This is a genomic window from Alishewanella longhuensis (genome assembly GCF_014653435.1).
Taxonomy (GTDB): domain Bacteria; phylum Pseudomonadota; class Gammaproteobacteria; order Enterobacterales; family Alteromonadaceae; genus Alishewanella; species Alishewanella longhuensis.
Window position 1 is genome coordinate 635,401 of the sequence record NZ_BNAO01000001.1, and the last position, 17,370, is coordinate 652,770.

Annotated in this window: 14 protein-coding genes; 2 read left to right on the forward strand and 12 right to left on the reverse strand. The window is 45.5% G+C overall.

Annotated elements, in window-relative coordinates:
- Positions 1 to 2: 2 nt before the first annotated feature.
- The 7 genes from IE163_RS02680 to lptD form a co-directional block, all read right to left on the reverse strand.
- A complete protein-coding gene (locus tag IE163_RS02680; RefSeq protein ID WP_189429885.1) occupies positions 3 to 2,012 on the reverse strand; it encodes a methyl-accepting chemotaxis protein in 2,010 nt (669 codons plus the stop codon).
- Positions 2,013 to 2,110: 98 nt separating this feature from the next.
- Positions 2,111 to 2,908 carry a symmetrical bis(5'-nucleosyl)-tetraphosphatase gene (locus IE163_RS02685; protein ID WP_189429886.1) on the reverse strand — a complete coding sequence of 266 codons (798 nt, stop codon included), beginning with the start codon at positions 2,906 to 2,908 and terminating at the stop codon, positions 2,111 to 2,113.
- The gene (gene apaG, locus IE163_RS02690) at positions 2,908 to 3,285 is read right to left on the reverse strand and encodes a Co2+/Mg2+ efflux facilitator ApaG/CorD (protein WP_189429887.1); all 378 of its coding nucleotides are present in this window, start codon (positions 3,283 to 3,285) and stop codon (positions 2,908 to 2,910) included. The genes IE163_RS02685 and apaG overlap by 1 nt, the downstream gene beginning before the upstream one ends.
- Complete coding sequence (gene rsmA, locus IE163_RS02695; RefSeq protein WP_189429890.1) at positions 3,275 to 4,093, reverse strand: 16S rRNA (adenine(1518)-N(6)/adenine(1519)-N(6))-dimethyltransferase RsmA; 819 nt, start codon at positions 4,091 to 4,093, stop codon at positions 3,275 to 3,277. Before rsmA ends, apaG begins: the two co-directional genes overlap by 11 nt.
- Positions 4,093 to 5,079 carry a 4-hydroxythreonine-4-phosphate dehydrogenase PdxA gene (pdxA, locus tag IE163_RS02700; RefSeq protein ID WP_189429892.1) on the reverse strand — a complete coding sequence of 329 codons (987 nt, stop codon included), beginning with the start codon at positions 5,077 to 5,079 and terminating at the stop codon, positions 4,093 to 4,095. The genes rsmA and pdxA overlap by 1 nt, the downstream gene beginning before the upstream one ends.
- The gene (gene surA / locus IE163_RS02705; RefSeq protein ID WP_189429894.1) at positions 5,079 to 6,368 is read right to left on the reverse strand and encodes a peptidylprolyl isomerase SurA; all 1,290 of its coding nucleotides are present in this window, start codon (positions 6,366 to 6,368) and stop codon (positions 5,079 to 5,081) included. Before surA ends, pdxA begins: the two co-directional genes overlap by 1 nt.
- 11 nt (positions 6,369 to 6,379) lie before the next feature.
- Positions 6,380 to 8,644, reverse strand: a complete 2,265-nt coding sequence (gene lptD, locus IE163_RS02710; protein ID WP_189429902.1) for an LPS assembly protein LptD — start codon at positions 8,642 to 8,644, stop codon at positions 6,380 to 6,382.
- 168 nt (positions 8,645 to 8,812) lie between these two features.
- On the opposite strand from lptD, the gene djlA reads away from it, so the two are divergent.
- Entirely contained in the window at positions 8,813 to 9,616 is an 804-nt protein-coding gene (djlA, locus tag IE163_RS02715) for a co-chaperone DjlA (RefSeq protein WP_189429904.1), read from the forward strand.
- Here djlA and IE163_RS02720 read toward each other — a convergent pair.
- The 5 genes from IE163_RS02720 to rapA form a co-directional block, all read right to left on the reverse strand.
- Complete coding sequence (locus tag IE163_RS02720) at positions 9,603 to 10,355, reverse strand: DUF3530 family protein (RefSeq protein WP_189429906.1); 753 nt, start codon at positions 10,353 to 10,355, stop codon at positions 9,603 to 9,605. The two genes, djlA and IE163_RS02720, sit on opposite strands and share 14 nt — an antisense overlap.
- Before the next feature lie 67 nt (positions 10,356 to 10,422).
- Positions 10,423 to 10,770, reverse strand: a complete 348-nt coding sequence (locus IE163_RS02725) for a hypothetical protein (protein ID WP_189429908.1) — start codon at positions 10,768 to 10,770, stop codon at positions 10,423 to 10,425.
- A gap of 149 nt (positions 10,771 to 10,919) precedes the next feature.
- A complete protein-coding gene (locus tag IE163_RS02730; protein WP_189429910.1) occupies positions 10,920 to 11,993 on the reverse strand; it encodes an OmpA family protein in 1,074 nt (357 codons plus the stop codon).
- Positions 11,994 to 12,154: 161 nt separating this feature from the next.
- Entirely contained in the window at positions 12,155 to 12,805 is a 651-nt protein-coding gene (locus IE163_RS02735) for an RluA family pseudouridine synthase (RefSeq protein WP_189429912.1), read from the reverse strand.
- 4 nt (positions 12,806 to 12,809) lie between these two features.
- A complete protein-coding gene (gene rapA / locus IE163_RS02740) occupies positions 12,810 to 15,713 on the reverse strand; it encodes an RNA polymerase-associated protein RapA (RefSeq protein ID WP_189429914.1) in 2,904 nt (967 codons plus the stop codon).
- Positions 15,714 to 15,954: 241 nt separating this feature from the next.
- On the opposite strand from rapA, the gene IE163_RS02745 reads away from it, so the two are divergent.
- Positions 15,955 to 17,346 carry a PhoH family protein gene (locus IE163_RS02745; protein ID WP_189429916.1) on the forward strand — a complete coding sequence of 464 codons (1,392 nt, stop codon included), beginning with the start codon at positions 15,955 to 15,957 and terminating at the stop codon, positions 17,344 to 17,346.
- The last annotated feature ends 24 nt before the right edge of the window (positions 17,347 to 17,370 follow it).

Here is a 17,370-nt window from a genome sequence, read left to right on the forward strand (position 1 = left end):
GACTAGACCTTAAATTGGTCGACTGAACGGCGTAGCTCTTCTGCCAGCTTAGCCACTTCATGGCTGGAAGCCGAGGTTTGCTCTGCGCCTGAAGCCGTTTGCTCGGCAATCGCCACTATCGACTCTAACAAGCCGCTGATTTCAGAAGATACCTGATTCTGCTCACGGGCGGCAGTTGAGATCTGCTCACTCATATCATGAGCCAGGTGCACCGCATGCGTAATAGAATCGAGGGCAGAGGTGGCCACTTCCGTTTTGGCTACACACTCCTCTGCTTGTTTTTTACCTTTATTCATTGCTTCTACGGCGGCATGGGCACCGCTTTGTAACGCTTGAATCATCGCCTGAATTTCTTGGGTAGAGGCCTGAGTTTTACTTGCTAATGAACGGACCTCATCAGCAACCACCGCAAAGCCACGGCCTTGCTCACCGGCACGGGCGGCTTCGATGGCGGCATTAAGTGCCAGTAGGTTAGTTTGTTCGGCAATACCGCGGATCACATCTAAGATGCTGCCAATCGATGCGCTGTCTTTATGTAGTTTGTTAATAACAATGGAGGCTTGGTCAACTTCGCGCGACAACTGCATAATAGTGGCTTTGTTTTCCAGCGAAATACCTTTAACCCGCTCAGCCTCATTGTCTGCGTTTTTAATCTCCGCTAAGGCATCATTAGAGCTTTGTAATACGCCTTGTGCTGTGCTGCTCATTTCAGTGGTGGCGGTCGCTGCTTGCGTTACTTGCGATTTTTGCTCACGAATGGCTTGAGTCGTTTGTAGAGTAATAGCTGAAGTTTCCTCCGAGGCCGCGGCTAACTGGGTAGAGCGAGAAATAATGCCCTGAATTAAACTTTGCAGACTTAGGTTAACTTTGTTGATATTGCGAGACAAATCGCCAAATTCATCTTGGGTATGATCTTTTAGTTGTTGTGTTAGATCACCAGAAGCAACCACACTTAACATCGCATTAATTTTTTCAAGCGGATTAACAATGGCTTTGACAGTGCGGAAGGCGATAAAAATGGCAATTAAGATCGAAGTAAGCATTACAATAAAGATAGCGGTTAAAGCGTTGCTGACGCTACTATTGCTTTGTTGCTGAATTTCCGCAGCTGCCCTGGTGCTTTGATTTAGTAAAGCATCTAAGCGGGTTAAGGCTAAGCTAGTTTGTTCATCGGCTTGTTGCAATAATTGATCTGCTCTGGCTTTCCCTAGTAACAGTTGCGATTTTAATGCTGGTATACCTTGGTTTGCATTAAGTGTCTCAGACACAGAGAGCATTTTTTCTGCCAATTCAGCAGGCATAGCAACTTGAGCTGCCTCAGTTAGCATGATATTTAACTGGCTATTCAAATCTTGTAAGCGAAAGGCAATATCATTACTAATGGTGGTTGCCGTGCTCTCATTGCTTGTGCGGTTTAGATCTACTACGGCACTAATCAGGCTGTTGATACCGGTTTCCATTTGAGTCGCTGCTTGATAAGCGCCAGGAAAACGATTTCGGACATTGCTGATATCTGAGAAGTCGAGTAGCAACGACGCCATATCATCGGCGATACCTTCCAATTCGTCCATATCGCTGGTGATCTTTACCTGGGTGGCAACATTCGTATCCAACTGGTCAAATAACTGATTCGAAAGTGGAATAAAAGCATCGTAAGCAGCATTCACTTGCCCAGCAGCTGCTCGCAACGTTTGCTGTTGTTGTACAGCCTGATTAAGCTGCGAAGCGGCAGCTTGGTAGGCATTTTGCTCGGTCGAGAACTGTTGTCTTAGCGTGGCAATTTGCTCTCTGGTCTCAGCATTGTGTGCCTGTAAACTGATTTTACTCATCAGCACGAATTCGCTTTTCATCAGCGCGCTATTTTCGAGGGCGGGAATAGAAACATTATTGACTTCTGCGGTAGATTTACTGATGCTGCTCAACTGGGCATAGGCAGTAATACCGATAATAATCAACAGCAGAGAGATAATACTAAAGCCACCAATCACTCTTAGCTTTACGGTCAACTTCATAACAACTCCATTCCAATCATGATGGTATCTATAACCAAGTATTTTATCATTATAACCATTTAGCACTAGATAAAAAGTAGCTGTTTTATGGTTTTTCGTTATGCATTTACACTATAGCGTTGTCTGGATTCGACGCAATAGGCTGTAAGGCGGTTTCCCCAAACACAGCCAGTATCCAGTGCATGAATACCAGCAATAGGACTATAACCGTTTAATGCCGCCCAATGCCCAAAAAAAAGTTCGGGATGTGCTTTATCACGCCAGAATTCATACCAGGGGATAAGCGTATTTTGTTCAGTAATACCTGATTTAGTGATAAGTTCAAGGGCGCCGTCATGCTGACAAAAACGCATCCGAGTGCAGGCATTGATGGTAAAACGCCAGCGCGCTTCTGGTGTTGTCGCATCAGACCAACGAGCAGGTGTATTACCATACATGGTGGCAAGTAAGGCGGTGGGATTGTTTTTCAATAAGGTGCAAACTTCGTCTGTAGCAGCTATGGCTGTTGCTAAATCCCACTCTGGCGCCAAACCAGCATGAACCATCATAACGTTTTGCTGGTTGTTATGTTGCAGCAGCGGTTGCTGACATAACCAATGGATTAGCTCTGGTAAATGAGGCGCTTTTTGCAAGGCCGATAAGTTATCCGCCGCTTTAATTTTGCTAAAGCCATAGTAGCTGGCAATAAAGTTAAGATCATGATTACCGAGCACCATACGTGCACCGGTCCCTAAACTTTTCACAAAATCTAAACAGGCTAGTGAGTCTGGTCCTCTGGCGATTAGATCGCCACAAAACCAGAGTTCATCTTTTGTTGGTTGATAGTGAATATGTTGCAATAAACGGTTTAAGGGTTCAAAGCAACCTTGCAAATCACCGATGATATAGGTTGCCATCAGTTTAAAATATTTGGCATGGCCAGGCGAAACATCGGAATAGCGGTGCGAAAGGGCTGCTTTGCTTGGTCGATCATTTCATAATAACCTTGCATGCTACCTAAGGGGGTTTCCAACACAGCGCCGCTGGTATAGCTGTATGTCTCGCCAGGTTGTAACTGCGGTTGCACGCCTATTACTCCATCGCCTCGTACCTCGGTTTGCTTACCATTACCGTCAGTGATTTGCCAATAACGGCTAAGCAGTTGTACCTGCTGATTGCTATTGTTGGTGATGTTCACACAATAAGCGAACACATAACGATGCTCCGTGGGTTCGGACTGGGCGCCGAGGTAAAAACTATCGACAGAGACAGTAATTTGTTGCTCAAGGCTCATTTTTCATTTCCTGGGTAGCTAGCCACTGGGCAATTTTCACAAAATCGGCAACCGGTAGTTGTTCTGGTCGTTGTGTTGGATCAATGCCCAAAGCGGATATCTGCTCCGCTGTGGCAAAATTGCTAAAACAATTGCGAAGTGTTTTGCGTCTTTGGTTAAAGGCTTCCAAACAGACTCGGTTTAGTACGGCTGGGTCCACATTAGCCCGTTCAGACTTGGCAAAAGGGATGAGTCGTACTACTGCAGAATCGACTTTAGGAGCCGGTTTAAATGCGCCGGGGCCAACTTGTACTACGGGCATGGCCTGGCAATAAAACTGGGTCATCACACTTAAGCGACCATAAGTTTTGCTGCCGTGGATGGCTGTCATGCGATCAACCACTTCTTTTTGCAACATAAAATGCATATTTTCAATACTGTCAGCAAACTCAAACAGATGAAACAGAAGTGGCGTCGAGATGTTGTAAGGTAAATTACCGAATACTTTCAGCTTTTGCCCAGGTTGTACCAATTGCTCGAAATCGAACTTCATGGCATCGGCCTGGAAAATTTGCAGCTTGCTGGCGAGTTCTGGGTGTTGTTGCAAGCGTTCTGCCAAATCACGGTCGAGTTCCACCACAGTTAGTTTACCTGCAGCTGCTGCCACAGGTTCCGTGAGTGCACCTAAGCCTGGGCCTATTTCTACCAGATAGTCTGTCGGTTTTGGCGCTATGGCTTTTACAATACGGCCTATCACATGAGGATCATGCAGGAAGTTTTGGCCAAAGCGTTTTCTGGCACGGTGGCCTTGATGTACATTATCAGTCATTAAGTTGTCGTTCTTTGTGCTAGTTGAATCGCTTGATTAACGGCATGGAACAGGCTGCCGGGGTCGGCTTTGCCTGTAGCGGCGAGATCGAGAGCGGTACCGTGGTCGACAGAGGTACGGATTAATGGCAGGCCAAGGCTAATATTCACCGAGCGGCCAAAACCTTTGTATTTTAATACCGGTAGTCCCTGGTCATGGTACATGGCGAGCACCGCATCTGCTTCGTTAAGGTATTTGGGCTGAAATAAGGTATCTGCTGGCAAAGGCCCAACTAAATTGATGCCGGTATGGCGCAGCTCTTCTAACGTGGGACTAATTACATCGAGCTCTTCCCGGCCCAGATGACCATCTTCACCAGCGTGAGGGTTTAAACCACAAACATAAATCTTCGGGTTTGCAATGCCGAATTTCTGCTTAAGATCCTGATCTAAAATAGTAATTACTTTTGTTAACCGCTCCCGGGTAATGGCCTTCGCTACATAGGCTAAAGGAATATGCGTAGTAGCTAAAGCTACTCTTAACCCTTCAGTAGCTAACATCATTACCACATAAGGGGTGTTAGATTGCTGAGCAAAAAATTCGGTATGACCACTAAAAGGAATGCCTGCGCGATTAATAACACCTTTATGTACTGGCCCGGTAACAATGGCGGCTACTTCTGCTGCTAACACCATTTCGCCAGCCGCGTGCAAAGTATCAACCACATAGCGGCCATTGGCCGCATTGAGGGTACCCGCGATGACTGGCTCGCTTAGCGCGAAATCAGCAATCGTCAGCGTACCCGCTGTTTGTGGTTGTGCCGGTCTCTCAGGCTGGTAAGGTATGAGTTGAACTTGCATTCCCAATTGCTTGGCGCGGTCTTGCATTAACTCCCGGTTAGCGCAAACCACTAGCTCTACTGGCCAGTCTTGTTTCGCCAGCGCTAATACCAGGTCCGGGCCAATACCAGCAGGCTCACCCGGTGTAATAGCAATACGTAATGTCATTAATTATCTGCCAATACTTCAATATAGGCGTCGTCACGCAGCTCGCGCATAAAGCTTGCCGATTCTTCGTTAAAGCGCCGGTTGAAGATCATGCGGTACACCTGATCGCGTTTTTTATCAGCGGTAGCGTCTACAGTACGGCGATCTAATAACTGCACAATATGCCAACCGTGCTCGGTACGGAAAGGTGCACTTAGCTCATCTACTTGCAAGCGGTTTAATGTATCACGGAAAGCGGGTACATAGATGTCCGCCTCGTTCCAGCCGAGCTCACCGCCATTTAATTTTGAGCCAGGATCATCTGAGTGTTGTTTGGCTAGGGCAGCAAAATCGGCATTACCTGCTTTGAGGTTAGTAATCATTTCAGTTAACATGTTTTGAGCACGCTCTTCGCTGAGAATAATAGAAGGCTTGATTAATATATGGCGCGCTTTGACCTCGGTTAGCTCTGCGACATTTTCGCCGCGGATATCAAAAATAGTCAGGATATGGAAGCCCGCACCTGAACGTAACGGCCCAACTAAATCTCCTTTTTTCTTGCCTCTGATGCCCTCTGCAAACAGGGTTGGCATTTCGTTAATATTCATCCAGTCTAATTCCCCACCTTCTAGTGCGTTGGCACCGCTAGAGGAAGCAATCGCAATACGCCGGAAATCGCTACCATTATTCAGTAAATTTAGCACCTGTTCAGCACGTTCGCGTGACTCGGCAACTTGCTCGGTAGTCGCTTGGCTTGGTATAGCAATTAAAATATGACCTAACTTATACTGCTCACTGCTGGCTCCCTGTTCTTCCATGATCTTCAACAGGTTATCAACCTCTTGTGGGCTAATATAAATACGACGCTGCACATTGGCACGCATCACTTCATTAGTAATGATCTCTTCACGAACCTTTTCGCGGAAGCGTTCGTAGTTACCTTCTTCATTGATAACTTGCTGGCGAAATTGTTCTAGCGTCATATTCTCGCCTTGGGCAATATTGCGAATGGTATCGTCTAATTGCGCGTCACTGATTTGCAGACCCATACGCTGTGCCATCTGAGATTGCAAATTAATCATAATTAAGCGTTCGATGGCTTGAGTGCGAAGAGCCTGGTCTGATGGCAGGGTTTGCCCCTGTGCTTGGGCGTTACGTTTTACCCGATTCACAATTTCATCAACATCGCTTTTTAAAATCACACCGCTATCAACAATAGCGGCAACTCTGTCAATCTCGCGTTCTGCAGCAGACAAGGTGGCGCTGGCAAAGCCAAGCAAAATCAGAAAAATAAATTGTTGTAACTTCATAAGTTCCTACATTAATTAGTTAGTAAATATGGACGTCGATAACTGAAGATACCATTCGACAACATATCTGAAACACCAAATCCGGCTTTATCACCAAAACCTTTAAAGACGAATTGTAAACTAAAACCACTATCCAGACGGGCTAACTGATTCAGGTTATCAAGCGCCACCTCGAAATCGGCCCGAACTTGTCGTCTTGCGACCAAGCGTACTGCCCAGCAACAAGATTCGTATTGCAATCCCAAATTGGCGTCTATCATACGATGATTTGCTACATCCCGATAGTAACTGGCAATAAGTTGCCAGTTTTGTTTAATTGGAATAGCACCGATTAACCCGAGCTGCTGTATTTCTACTCCTGAGACTGCCCGGCTATATCTATGGTTCAATTGTAATAAGGTATTCTCACTTCCTCTGTAGTCAACGCTAGCGTTGCTCTTTACTAGCCTTTTACTATCAATATCATACTGCAAGGCGCTACTGACATACCAGCGTCTGTACCAGTGCCAAACCATTTCAGATGCCAGCATAGATTCGGTAGAGGTAAGGTTCTGCGTAAGAAGGTCGTCAGTCAGCTCAGGCTCTTTCAAAAAGAAAATTTGCCCTAAACTAAAGCGGAATAATTCATTTTCGGTGTTATCGTAAAAACGGGTAGTCCAGCCAACAGTGAGTTGATTCGCCTCGTTAATACGATCTAAACCGGAAAAGCGATTTTGTCTGAATAAACCGTAATAGTCATCTTGTAGACGCGTAGTGTCATAAAGACCAATGTTGCTTTGATCACGATAGGGGATATATAAATATTGCACCTGAGGTTCAAAGGTTTGCAATGCTTGTTCGCCAAACCAATCATACTCCCGCTCTAAGTTGATACGGGCATGTAACCTTAGCTTTGGTAGTGCTCTACTAATTTCAGATTGTTCAGTGGTTAAGCTGCTTAAACTTTGTTGCTGATAGTAGGTGTAAAGTAAGCTGGTTTCTGCCGTCATCTCAAAAGCAGGCGTAATGAAGGGCACACGTAATGTTGGCTCAAGATGCAAGCGATCAGTAGCAGTGTAAAATGCTTGCTCGTTTTTGAAATGAGCATATTGGCTATACCAACTGGCTTGCAACTTGTCACCAAGCGCTATGGGCTTGGCTGAAGCAAAACTTAACTGCGGCAAAGCCTGATAAGCTTTATTATAGTTACCCAGAATTTCAAAACCTTGTACCTTCAGATGAGAATGTACTTGCTCGCCAAAATAGCTAAGACTGGCTTCACGGTAAAGCTGAGTATCGCTTTGGTTGTTGTAATCAGAACCCAGTTCGGTGAGATAGGCATCATCGCTAACATCAGTGAAGTCAATATAGCCACGCCAATTGCTGCTAAAATCTGACCGATGAGTTAAGTGTCCCAAATAACGTTCGCCAAAACCACTGGGTTTATCATTGTCGTTGGGTAGGTACTCTAGTTGCATTAGGCCTTGATGTTGTTCAGTCAAATAACGGAATTGCGATTTGAGCTGGGTCCCTCTTTTGCTCATATAACGAGGTGATAGCGTCAGGTCATAATTTTCGGCGAGGTTAATGTAATAAGGCACCTCTAGTTCTACACCTAGGCGTTGTGAGCTACCAACCTTTGGGATTAGCACACCAGTTTTACGCTGATCATCAACCGGAAAAGTCAAATAAGGAAGATAAAATACGGGAATATCTTTGATTTTAAATACAGCATGATGCGCTTCTCCCCAGCCAGAGTCAGCAGCTATGTTGATATGTTCAGCATGGAGTGCCCAGCTGTTATCTTGCTCGGGACAAGTAGTAAAGAGAGCCTGATCTAAACTAAGCGCTTGTTCAGACGCCGTGAGTGCCGCCGCTTCACCTCTGCCGGCCTGAGCAACAAACTGATATTTTGCCTGGCCCAGTGTGGCTTGGTTATTTGCTAAGTCGGCCTTTAAAAAACGGCTACTGACATGAAGCGCATTGCTGAAGTATTCAATACCGCCATCTGCTACCAGATTTTGCTGCTCTGGATTGTAACGTGCATTAGGGGCTTGCAGTAAGGTGTCTCGGTGCAAAATCTGTACTTGCCCGGAAAAAGTAGCCTGCTGGCTTCCTTGCAAAACAACATCATCAGAAAATATGCGGATGCGCTGATCATTGCTATCAAGGTCTTTTAAAACCTCAGGTAATGTCATAGGTTGATAACAAGTCTGAATAGGGATCTGGTCAGCCCGTACTTGCATTGAGCCCATCGCTGCCCAGATTAATCCTGCTAAACTCAAACCTCGTTTCATGCCTTCTTACTCATATTGTATTAAATACCACTCTACTGACCGCAGAGTAGGGCTGTTATGATAAATCAATTTTAGAATTCCTGCTAATCCGATATAGTGCTGGTGTTAACGTGTTTTTAGCTAATTTACTGATTTGGTCTTAACTTGCCGATTTTTGGAGAATCATGGGTGTGGGGTAAAATTCTCGGTGCGCTATTTGGTTTAGCATTATTTAAACTTCCTGGTTTGATCTTAGGCGTATTGGTTGGACATTATTTTGACCAATGGTTCCAACGTAAATTAGGAAATTGGGAAGGGATACAAAGTGTCTTTGGGCAAGACGATGAGCAGGCGCTGTTTATGTACAGTAGCTTTGCGGCTATGGGACATATCGCTAAAGCTACTGGAGTGGTTACCAAAGCCCACATCAATCAAGCCAGCCATTTTATGCAGCAGCTGGGCTTAAATGCACAGCAGAAAAAAGAGGCTCAGGCTGCTTTTCGCGATGGCAAGGCTGTAAATTTCCCTTTTAAGGTGCAGATAAACGAGTTTTACCAGCGTTATAAAAAACGACCTGATGTTTTGCAACTTTTTTTAGAAATACAACTTAGCATAGCCTGCGTAGAGGGTCGGGTTGAACAAGAACAGTATAAGCTATTGCTGCAGGTTGCTGACTGCTTACAAATTTCGAAAAATACTTTGGATCAATTACTCCTGTCCTATCAAGCACAATCCCGTTTTCAGCAGAATCCTGGAACAGCTCAGGAGCAGGCTAAATCGTTATTAGCGGCCTACCAAGTTTTAGGTTGTGTGCCAGAGGTGACTGAGCAAGAGTTAAAAAGAGCGTATCGCAAATTAATGGCGCAACATCATCCTGATAAGTTAATGGCACAAGGCGTCCCTGCTGCAATGCTTGATGTAGCAAAACGCCGTACACAAGATATTCAGGCTGCCTACGAGCTAATTAAGCAGCAACGCGCTAAAAGCCGTTAGTTTGTAACCAACCTAAGATCTCCTTTATCAGCCATTGTTGCATCGGTTGGTCCTGACGGGCCTCGCTTAGATAGCGTTGACGGTATAGCGAATTTTGTTGCGCCCTGGCAACTAATTGTCTTTGTTGCGTGGTTGCTGTTGCATGCGGGTGGTCAACGGCAGTAATGAGATCTAATAGAGGTAGTGGGGTAAGAGCAACTTGTTTTAAAAGTTGGTTGTTTTGTTGCTGATCAGTTAAGTAGGCCCCCAGGTTCACTATGGCTGCCGGACGGGTAGCTAAAGCCTCTGCAACCAGTAAATTAAGTAGTGCAGCCGTTTCACCTTGCGCGATAACAATAACAGGATTTTGCAAATTACCTTGCTGGTTAAGCAATTGCCAGCGTGCCGCTAGCTGGCTTTTTTGCTGTAATAACTTTTGTTCTGGAGATATTTGTTCTGATGTTTCTGGCGCGGGCATAACCAATACATTCCAGCCTGCAGCGGGCAGGTGCAGACGTAGCGTATTAAGTAATCTTGGACTGAACGCATGTTGCTGATAATCAGGCAGAATAACTACCGTGCCTTTGGGTTGCAAGGTTACGCTACTCTCACTGAGGATGTGCAAAGATAAGCTGGCTGATTCGATTAGCTGCAAATCCAAATCTGGTGCTTGCCGCTGTAAATCAGCCCAGTTCGTGCTAGCCGTAGCGTTACTTAGTAATGTCAGAATGATTGAGACGGCTACTAAAACCTTGCGCATACGCTGCTCCGCAGTAGGTAAGTATGAAGTTATCTTACTTATCGGCTGCTGCTCATGGTTCTTAAGTTTATAATTGTTGTGTGATTAAATGCTCAGTGAAGGTGTACAGCACTTTGTTATCAAGACTAAATTTAATATAGTTGCCATGATGCTCAAGTAATCTGACAAGTTGTGAGGGCTGCATAATAAAACAATACTTGGTGGCTTTGAACTCTACCAGGGCTTTAGCCATCTCCCGCAGATGATCGTTTGCCGCTAAACGTTTCGCTTCTTGCTCATCATTACAGACATGGGCTGCATGTTGCAGTTGAATAATGTGTTCAGTTGCGGGCGTTTGTTCCTCGCTTGCCTTTGAAATGGCGGGTAGTATAAGTAGTGTTAAGACACTGAAAAATTGAATGCTAAAAGAAGTCATTTACTCGTTCCGGGAGTATTTTAATGGCGAGCTAAAAATTAGCAGCCATTATGCAACTCGGCAACAAATATTTGCAGGAAATCTGTAGTATTACAGAAATAACAAAGCCGCTGAAGCAGCGGCTTTGTTTTACGTAGCTAATATGCGGATTAACGCAGTACTGGCTCTTTAATTTTTGCAGTCACTTTAGCTTCAATACGCTGGTTAGCCGCATGAGCTTCACGAGTGTTACCTTGAACACGCAGACGAGTTACACCAAAGCCTTGTGAGGTAATGCGTGAACTGTCGATGCCTTGAGCAGTTAACAGGTCCGCAATGGCTTTAGCACGACGCTCAGATAAGCGCATGTTGTAGTCTGGGTTACCGATGTTCGAAGCATGACCTTCAATAAATACTACCGCTTCTGGGAAACGTTTCATAAAGGCAGCTAACTGATTCACTTCAGTACGGCCATCAGCAGAAACTACGGCAGAGTCGAAAGCAAAGCGAACTTCGATATCAACGTCACCTACACGGTCCATTTTCTCGGTATAAATAGTACAACCCTGAGCATCAACTTTATGAGCCGCTGGTGTGTTAGGGCACTTGTCTTGGCTATCTGGCACGCCATCACCGTCAGAATCAACTACCACTGGAGCTGGGGCAGGAGCTGGTGCTGGAGCAGGGGTAGGCGCTGGTGCAGCTGCCGCACCAAAAATCCAGGTCGCACCTGCTTTGATTGCGCCATCATTCCAATCACCATTGCTGATACCACGATAAGCGTTACCTTCAACAAATAATGCTACATTGTGGTTAATGAAATGACGGTAGCCAATACCAATGTTTAAGGCGTCAGAGGCGATATTATGTTCAAAATGTTTCCAACCACCCACTAAATAGATATTTGAGTTGGTCAGATGATACATCGCGTCAATACCAAAGCGATCGCCTGTTACGCGAGAGCTTTGAGTTAATGAATCAAGGCTTTGACGAGCATATTCAGCACGAACGCCCCACTTTTCATTTAGGCGGTAACCGATTTCCAGACCAACGCCCCAACCATTGTCTACGTTATTCCACAACGCAGACTGACCTTTGCGCTCATCAGTCCAGTAGCTTTCGCCAAATAACGAACCAAAAACCTTTTTTTCCAGGTCTTGAGCCGAAGGTGCGCTAGCAAAAGCTTGAGCGCTTAACAGCGGTAATGCAGCCAGGACTGCTATAGCGGTTGTTTTAAGTTTCATCCGTTTCTCCTTAGATTCATCCAACTTAGCAAACTTGTGTAAGTTTACCATATTGTTTTGAGGTATTATTAGTTTTGCATGCATTTTAGCGATTATTTTTAAACCAGCTTATATTAGCCTAGTTAACTGAATGTTGTGTTAATAAAAATCAATTTTGATAGCTAAAAGGGGCAAAAAGCCGAAAATATCTGACAAATACCAGTCCCAGGATGGTGCAAACGTAAACTAACAGCATGTAATTGTAATCTGTTCACTGTTTTCGTGGCTTTGTCGGCATAAAATTTATCACCAAGGATCGGATGACCAATAAATTGTAAATGAACTCTAAGCTGATGTGAGCGACCTGTTACCGGTTCAAGTTGTAAGCGGCTCTCAGTGGCAGTTCTCGACAGTACCTTAAAATTAGTAAGGGATGGTTTGCCGTATTGATAACAAACTTTTTGTTTTGGTCGGTTTGGCCAGTCACAAATTAACGGTACTTCAATACTACCACTATCGGTCAACACCTGCCCCGATACTCTCGCATGATACACTTTAGCGGTTTGGCGTAACTGAAATTGCCGATTTAAGTTACGCTGGGCCTCTTTGTTAAGCGCCATCACCATCACTCCCGACGTTGCCATATCTAAACGGTGAACCACCGAGGCAGTAGGCCAGACGCGTTGTACCCGATACTGCACACTATCGAAGTGTTCAGGTGCTTTACCTGGTACGGATAACAAGCCACTGGGTTTATTCAGGACAACGATATCATCGTCCTGATATAGAATATCCAGATAGGGTGTCATTGGCGGTTGATAGTCTAGTAGCATAGTGTTAATCGTGACTCACGATAATCAAGCGGATGGCATCCAGCTTTAACCTGGCTTTTTGCAGGTATTCGGCAAGCTGCTGTTGTTGCTCGGTTAAGTGATCAATTTCTTCTTGCCGTACTAGTGGGTTTACTTCACGTAGTGCTTGTAAGCGTTCAATGTCAGCACTCAAAGCCTGCTGCATTTGCTGTTGAGCTTGCTCAACGATAGCGGCTAATTGTCCTAGCGCTTGCTGTTCTGCGCCTGCCAATAATGGGTGAATAAAGTTTTGTAGGGCATTCACCAATTTGGTCGCAGTTTGTCGGCCTACCGGTCTTAACTGGCGGTTAAAATTATCGAAAGGGACTTTGGCTGCCAAGTCTTTGCCGCTTTTATCCAGCAATAAGCGCAGCGGTGTTTGTGGCAAATAGCGACCTAATTGCAGTGCTGCCGGCGCAGTGCCCTCAGCAATGTAAATCAGTTCGACAAAAAAGCTGCCGACCGGCAGAGCTTTATTGGGAAGTAACGCAACAGCGCTATTGCCTAACTGGTCATTGGTTAAAATATCCAGGGTGCCGGTAACCATTGGGTGATCCCAGCTTAAAAACTGTATATCTTCTTCTGCCAGAGCGGTGGCACGATCAAAGGTAACCGTTGTACCTTCATCATCCAACCCTGGGTAGTTCATCTGCAGTTGTTCAGAGGGACGCAAGATAATACTGGTGTCAGAGCGATCTTCCTGAGCTACACCCAACAAATCCCAGGCTTTAAACATCAGCATGGGCAGTTTCACGTCCTCGTCCATCCTGTTAACGTCCTGGCATAATTGCAGTGCCTTGGCGCCACCACTGGAATTGAGCTCTAACAGCTGATCCCTGCCTTGTTCCAGTTGCTGCTGCAGTTGTTGTTGCATTCGTGCACATTCAGTAATCAATAACTGGCTTTGTTCGGTTGGTCCCTGATAATCTGCCAGTACGCTCTCTAACTCGACTTTTTGCTGTTCAAAAATCAACCGGCCAGTTTGGCAAGTGCGGGCAAAAGCGTTTAAGCCATCCTGGTACCAGTTGACTAGAAGTTGCTGGGCACTGTCGGTGAAATAAGGGATATGAATTTGAATATCCTGCTGCTGCCCGATCCGATCCAGACGGCCAATTCTTTGCTCTAATAAGTCAGGATTCAGTGGTAAGTCAAACAACACTAAGTGATTGGCAAACTGAAAATTACGACCTTCACTGCCGATCTCTGAACAAATAAGTACCTGCGCACTGTACTCTTCCTGGGCAAAGTAAGCAGCGGCTTTATCGCGCTCGACAATACTCATACCTTCATGAAAAACGGCAGCCCGAATACCTTCGCTTAACCGTAAGGCTTCTTCTAAAGCTAAAGCGGTAGCTGCCTTGGCACAGATCACCAGAAACTTGGCACGCTTATGGGCTTTTAATTGTTCTAACAAGTAATTGACGCGAGGATCAAATTGCCACCATTGGCTTTTCTCGCCTTCAAAGGCCTGGAAAACCTGCTCTGGAAATAAATTAGCATGGATCTTTGCTGCCAGTGGCGCGTCTTTATTTAATGAGCGCTGCACTTTTAAGGCGTTTTGATACTGCTCTGGCAGCGTTAGCGCAACAGGCTTGGCATGGCGCTGTGGGAAGCCTTTAATATTACTGCGGCTGTTGCGGAATAAAATCCGCCCGGTGCCATGGCGGTCTAACAATTTTTGCAACAGTAATTCACGGCTCTCGGCTGGCATTAGCGGAGCTTGTTGTACTGTGGCTAATAACGCCTGACTATCTGCATCGGTCAGCAATTGCTGCAGTTGTGCCGTATGACTGTCGTCCAACGCCGGCTCGGTTAATAAATGGCGCGCTAACTCAGCAATATGCTGATAGTCCTGTTCTTGTTGCTGGAATTGCTCATAATCGTAAAAACGTTCAGGATCTAACAAGCGCAGCCGGGCAAAGTGACTCTGATGGCCCAGTTGATCTGGCGTGGCAGTTAATAAAATGAGTCCGGCAGTATCCTGTGCCAATGCTTCAACGCGTTGATATTCAATACTGGGTTTTTCCGGATGCCAGTGTAGATGGTGTGCCTCGTCAACCACTAATAAATCCCAATGGCTGCTAACTGCTTGTTCATGCCAGCTTTTTTTCTTCGCCAGAAATTCCATGCTACACAGCACCAATTGCTCGGTATCAAAAGGGTTATCAGCATCGAGTTGCGCTTGCTGGCAGCGTTCTTCATCAAAAATAGCAAAACGTAAATTAAAGCGCCGGAGCATCTCAACCAGCCACTGATGTTGCAGTGACTCAGGTACGACGATTAAGACCCTGCTAGCCAGCCCGGTTAATAGCTGTTGGTGAATAATTAAACCGGCCTCGATGGTTTTACCCAGGCCTACTTCATCCGCCAGCAAGACACGAGGCGCGTGGCGCTGTGCTACGTCTCTGGCGATATGCAATTGATGTGGGATCAGGCTAACCCTGCCCCCAACCAGTCCTCGTAGCGTGCTTTGTTGTAATTGTTGTTGCTGCTGCCAGCTTTGATAGCGCAGCGGGAAATGTTCAAAGCGGTCAATCTGGCCGGCGAATAGCCGATCTTGTGGTTTGTTAAAGCTTAAAAAGTGGTCTAAGAACGTTTCTCGTAATACGACTTCTTCGCCGGTATCCAGGCGGATACCATGATAGCTTAACAATTGCTGTTGTTCGGCGATGTGTTGTACCAGTAGCGTAAAGCCCTCGGCACTTTTTACTTCATCACCGACATTAAAACTGACACGGGTTAAGGGGGCTTCTTGTTGGGAGTACAGGCGGGTTTCACCGCTGGCCGGAAATAATAATGTAATCATGCGGCCTTCTTGTGCGATAACAGTACCTAAGCCTAAATCCGACTCTGTATCACTGATCCAGCGTTGTCCCAATGCGAAATTCATTCTAAACCCTAACAGTCAAAAAACGGGGCGTCATGGTACAGCGAATTCGGTTAGGTTGCATCAGTCTGCGACAGGTTTTTCTTTGTGGTTCGCGCCAAGTTGTCATTTTAGTGTCATCCTCAAGCGGCATGGTATCCAAGGAACTTTCAAGAAACTGTCATTTTAGTGTAGCAGTCTGTCAAAGTTGCACTAAGCTGAAGTTAGCTACTTTTTTTGCCAGCCGAAACTAAAAGGAGTGCGTATGGCGCGTAAAAAGTCTAAAGAGAAGAAAATCTACGTCCTTGATACCAATATTCTGCTACATGAACCCTTCGCTTTTCTTAACTTTGAAGAACATGATGTTGTGATCCCAATGACGGTGTTGGAAGAATTGGATCATATTAAAGACCGTAATAAAGATGTCAGTCGCGATGCGAGAGTAGCCATCCGGGCACTGGAAGATGTGCTAAAAGACGCCACGCCAGAGCAAATGTTGCATGGGGTAGCGTTACCGGCACAGCATGATGAACGCCCTGGTGGTCATATTTTCATTATTAATGATCACCATCTAAAAGACGAAATACCGGGTTTACCCGGTGGCGAAAACGACCATCTCATTATCAATACCGCGTTGTATCTACAGCGCGAAAAAAGCCCACTTAAAGTTATCCTGGTCACTAAAGATATTAATATGCGCCTGAAAGCCAAAGGCGCAGGCTTAAAATTAGTTGAAGACTATCGTACCGATCAGCTTATTGATGATGTGCGTTTCTTATATAAAGGGTACTACAAGTTTCCCGGAGAGTTCTGGTCGCTGGTGGGCGACTGCCGCAGTGTGAATGAGGGCCGTGATACAGTGCATTATATCAGCCGTAAAGTGCTGCCTAATGCCTACATTAACGAATACTTGGTTGATGAAGCCGAAAGCTTCGCCGGTAAGGTATTGGCCATCACTGACACCGAGCTAAAAATTCTGGATTTTGGTTACGAGCGTTTAATGCATCGGCATGCCTGGGGGATTCACCCTAAAAATATTTATCAGGCGATGGCGTTGCAGGCGTTGTTAGATCCGCAAATGGACTTAGTGATTTTAACGGGGCCAGCCGGTTGTGGTAAAACGCTGATCGCTCTAGCGGCAGCTTTAGAACTGGTGATTGAGAAAGGCATGTACGACAAGGTAATAGTCACCCGCAATACGCCCGAAATTGCTGAATCTATAGGCTTTTTGCCTGGCTCAGAAGAGGAGAAAATGGCTCCTTGGCTGGCGGCGATTACCGATTCGTTAGAAGTATTGCACAAGACTGATGAGCACCCACACGCCAGTGTTAATTACATTATGGAAAAGGCGAATATTCAATTTAAATCGGTTAACTTTATGCGAGGCCGCAGTATCCAAAATGCCATAGTCATTTTAGATGAATGTCAGAACCTCAGCGCGGCACAGCTTAAAACCATTATTACCCGCTGTGGTGAGGGGACCAAGCTGATTTGTTCCGGTAACTTATCGCAAATCGACAGTAATTATCTAACAGCGGTAACATCTGGTCTTACTTATATCGTGGAGCGTTTTAAAAACTTTGAAGGTAGCACCACTATTAATCTGAACGGGGTGGTACGCAGCCGTTTAGCTTCCTTTGCAGAAGCAAATTTATAGCAAGACTCTTCAGGAAAGCTTTGT